At 34.3% G+C, this 3,975-nt stretch carries 2 protein-coding genes; both read right to left on the bottom strand.

Annotated elements, in window-relative coordinates:
• Positions 1-29 precede the first annotated feature (29 nt).
• Positions 30-1,643 carry an asparagine synthase B gene (asnB, locus tag B3J44_RS15070; RefSeq protein ID WP_286969339.1) on the bottom strand — a complete coding sequence of 538 codons (1,614 nt, stop codon included), beginning with the start codon at positions 1,641-1,643 and terminating at the stop codon, positions 30-32.
• Positions 1,644-1,953: 310 nt separating this feature from the next.
• Complete coding sequence (asnB, locus tag B3J44_RS15065) at positions 1,954-3,627, bottom strand: asparagine synthase B (protein ID WP_177210404.1); 1,674 nt, start codon at positions 3,625-3,627, stop codon at positions 1,954-1,956.
• Positions 3,628-3,975 lie beyond the last annotated feature (348 nt).

The raw sequence follows: 3,975 nt of genomic DNA, 5'->3' as shown, positions 1-3,975 counted from the left end.
GGAATTTAAAAATTTTGGAATTTTATCTTTTAAGCAATAACAGTAGTTTTTACAGGTTCAAAATTTCCATTTAAATGGGCTGCATTTGCTCTTCCGCTCGGATCGAGGTTTTCTTGCCATTTTGGAATCCATTTACGAACCGTTTGCGCCGCGCTGACCTGTGGATAGAATTTATAAAAAATCGATCTGTACAAGTAAGCTTCTTTTGTCGTTGGTGAGTTGTATGGAAATTCTGCACTTGCTCCAGCTAATTGCTCATCTGTAACTTGCGAAGCACAATATTCAATTAATTCATCTACCCATTTATATCCTACACCATCAGAAAATTGCTCTTTTTGACGCCATAAAACTTCTGAAGGCAAATAAGCATCTTCAGTATCAAAAGCTTTTCTTAGAATGTATTTCTCAACGCCATCATAAGTTTTTGGCTGTTTTTCTTCTGTTTTTATTCGAATGGCAACATCTAAAAATTCTGTATCCAAAAATGGAATACGAACTTCTAAACCATTTGCCATTGTCGTTTTATCCGCACGAAGTAAGTCGGCTGTAAACAGCTTTTGTACTCTTTCTATAGTTTCATCTTGAAATTCTTCTTCTGAAGGTGCATTTCTAAAATACAAATGTCCTCCAAAAACCTCATCTGCTCCTTCGCCCGACAAGATTACTTTTATTCCTTGACTTGCAATTGCTTTAGAAAGCAAAAACATTGGAACACCAGAACGCACAGAAATAATATCATAAGTTTCGATATGATAAATTACTTTTTCTAAAACTTTCACTCCTTCTTCTACAGAAAAATGAATTTCGTGATGTTCTGTTCCTAAAAATTCTGCGGCTTTTCTAGCTGCAACATTATCTGGCGCATCAGCATCTAATCCGATAGAAAACGAATGGAGTTTTTGTCCTTTTTCTTTCAGCAATCGAGAAGCAATAGAAGAAATCAACGAAGTGTCTAAACCTCCTGACAAAACAGTTCCTAAAGGCACATTGCCTAATAATCGTTTATCTGTAGCTTGAATCAAACTTTCACGAATCAACCCTAAATCAAGTGCATGAGTTGCATTTTTATGATCTTCGTATTCTGGGCGATAGTATTTTACAAAACCTGTTTTTGCCGTATAATAATGTCCTGGAGGAAAAGTAGAAAACGATTTGCACTGATCTGCAATAGATTTCATTTCTGACGAAAAATAAATTCGTCCTCTTTCATCCAAACCATAATACAAAGGTTTTACTCCAATCGGGTCACGACCTGCAATATATTTATCGCCATCTACAACCACAAAAGCAAAATCTCCATCCAATTTATTGCAAAAATCATATCCGAATTCCTCGTAAAGATGTACAATTACTTCAGAATCAGATTCTGTTCTAAAAGTATGATTCTTTAAAACCGTGTCTTTAAGTTCTTGATAATTATAAATTTCACCATCATGTACCATCCATGCTTTATCAGCTCCTTGAATAGGCTGTTTTCCCGAATTAAGATCAATTATAGACAGGCTTTCATGACAAAGTATACTGCCATTTTCCATAATATGAATATCGCTCTCATCAGGTCCACGATGTGACATTCTCTCAGAAAGTTCTTTTACAAGCTTGGGGTCTTTTCCTTTGCCAATAACGGCTAACAATCCAGACATACTATTTTATTTTTTATTTTTATTCTGATGTACCAGCCTCAAATAAGCTGTACATTAAAAAATCATTAAAATTTCCGCTTAAAAGCAAAACTAAATATTATTTTCTGCTTTCCTACATTTTGCATCTTAAAATTTCAGTGTTTAACTTTTATTTCAACGAAAGTCAAATTGGAAATAAATTTTAATCGATTACCAAAACTTTTAATTTTAATCTATTGAAAAACAGAAACTTTTTTAGACAAGAAAGACGCTCTCATAAAAGAACGTCTTTCGGCAATATATATACTAATTCTAAAAATTAAACTCTTAATTATTTAACATAAGCATCATCGTGAACATTTGCTACTGCTCTTCCAGATGGATCGTTTAAGTTTTTGAATGCCTCATCCCACTCCAAAGCAATTTTAGTACTACAAGCTACACTTGCCTCCTGAGGAACGCATAATGCTGCAGCATCACTTGGGAAATGTTCTGTAAAAATTGAACGATAGTAATATTCTTCTTTTGAAGTTGGAGTCTGCAATGGGAATTTAAATCTAGCGTTTGCCAATTGCTCATCTGAAACTTCTCTAGCTACAACTTCTTTCAAAGTATCAATCCAGCTATATCCTACTCCATCAGAAAATTGCTCTTTTTGTCTCCAAGCAACACTTTCTGGAAGCATATCTTCAAAAGCTTTACGAACAACCCATTTTTCCATCGGATGCTCTTTGTTGATCATTTTATCTTGCGGGTTAATGCGCATTGCAACATCCATAAATTCTTTATCTAAGAATGGTACACGACCTTCAATTCCCCAAGCTGCTAAACTTTTGTTTGCACGTAAACAATCGTACATGTGAAGTTTTCCTAATTTACGAACGTTTTCTTCGTGAAATTCTTTAGCATTTGGCGCTTTGTGGAAGTATAAATATCCTCCAAACAACTCATCTGCTCCTTCTCCCGAAAGAACCATTTTGATTCCCATAGATTTGATCACTCTCGCCATTAACCACATCGGAGTCGAAGCTCTAACTGTAGTTACATCATACGTTTCTAAGTTGTAAATTACATCACGAACGGCATCTAAACCTTCTTGGATTGTAAATTTAATTTCGTGGTGAATCGTTCCGATATGATCTGCTACTTTTCTCGCTGCAGCTAAATCTGGAGAACCTTCCAATCCAACAGAGAAAGAGTGCAATTGCGGATACCAAGCATCTGTAGTATCATCTGACTCGATTCTTTTTTGAGCAAATTTCTTCGCCACAGCCGAAGTAATAGAAGAATCTAAACCTCCAGAAAGTAAAACTCCGTAAGGAACGTCACTCATTAATTGTCTGTGAACCGCAGCTTCCAATGCTTTTCTGATTTCTGGAATGCTAGTTTCGTTGTCTTTTACTGCATCATATTCTGTCCAGTCTCTTTTGTACCATTGTACAAATTCACCATCTTTACTTGATAAATAATGTCCTGGAGGGAATAATTCGATTTTTGTACAATATCCTTCCAAAGCTTTTAACTCAGAAGCTACGTAGAAAGTTCCGTGTTGATCCCACCCAATATATAATGGAATAATTCCCATGTGGTCACGAGCTACGAAATACTCATCTTTATCAACATCATAAATCGCGAAACCGAAGATTCCGTTTAATTCATCAACAAAGCTTACTCCTTTTTCTCTGTAAAGTGCTAAAATAACTTCACAGTCACTTTCAGTTTGAAAGTTATATTTTCCTTCAAATTGTTTACGCAAATCTCTGTGGTTGTAAATCTCACCATTTGCAGCTAAAACTAATTTCTTGTCTTCTGTAAATAAAGGCTGTTTTCCTGAAGCTGGATCTACAATTGCCAAACGCTCATGAGAAAGAATCGCTTTATCATTGCTGTAAATTCCGCTCCAGTCTGGTCCGCGGTGACGAATGATTTTTGACATTTCTAATACTTGAGGTCTTAACGCTTCGGCTTTTTGTTTAAGATCAAAGGCACATACAATTCCACACATAATTTTATATTTTAATTCTTTAAATTTTAATTTGATAGGGCAAAGATGTGATATTAGTTACAATTGAAAAACACAATTATGTATTTCAATTATAATTTAAAACCATAATTTTATTTTTACATATAAAATGTAAAATTTAGAAGTAAAAACAAGCTCAAAACTTGAAAATTTTAATTTGGACTATAAAACTGGTTGAAAATTGAAAGTTTTAAGCAGTTTTTTGAGTTAATTTTTGAGTTATTCCATTACTAAATGAAAGATTCGTAAAGAAGAGTTAGAAAGTTGTTCTTGTATTATTGTTTTACAAAATAATACAAGACATTATCAAGAAGCTCTACAAAGATTGGC

The organism is Flavobacterium sp. UBA4854 (assembly GCF_002399805.1).
Lineage (GTDB): Bacteria > Bacteroidota > Bacteroidia > Flavobacteriales > Flavobacteriaceae > Flavobacterium > Flavobacterium ginsengisoli.
The sequence above is the reverse complement of the archived record's forward strand: the minus strand, read 5'-3'. Positions and strand labels throughout refer to the sequence as shown.

What these genes read in the sequence shown, in the direction of transcription:
- asnB (WP_286969339.1), bottom strand. Translation starts at nt 1,643, where the DNA reads ATGTCTGGATTGTTAGCCGTTATTGGCAAAGGAAAAGACCCCAAGCTT.
- asnB (WP_177210404.1), bottom strand. Translation starts at nt 3,627, where the DNA reads ATGTGTGGAATTGTATGTGCCTTTGATCTTAAACAAAAAGCCGAAGCG.